Annotated in this window: 1 protein-coding gene; it reads left to right on the plus strand. The window is 63.2% G+C overall.

Annotated elements, in window-relative coordinates:
• On the plus strand, positions 1–220 hold a 220-nt coding region (locus tag IG99_RS43955; RefSeq protein WP_037684732.1), incomplete at both ends, for a hypothetical protein.

The raw sequence follows: 220 nt of genomic DNA on the forward strand, positions 1-220 counted from the left end.
GTTCGTCTTCACCGTCCAGTGTGTCGACCCGATCGATCCCGATCTGGTGCTGTCCCTGATGGGCACCGCTACCAGCCGCCTCGTCCAGGCCCTGGACGATGCCCCCGACACCCCCGTAAACACCCTGCCCGTCCTCAACGACACCGAGCAGAATCTTGTGCTCAATCGGTGGAACGACACCGCCGTCGAGGTGGTGGATCGCACGTTGCCGGTGTTGTTC

The sequence above is a fragment of the Streptomyces griseus subsp. griseus genome (assembly GCF_000720255.1).
In the GTDB taxonomy this organism is placed as follows: domain Bacteria; phylum Actinomycetota; class Actinomycetes; order Streptomycetales; family Streptomycetaceae; genus Streptomyces; species Streptomyces griseus_I.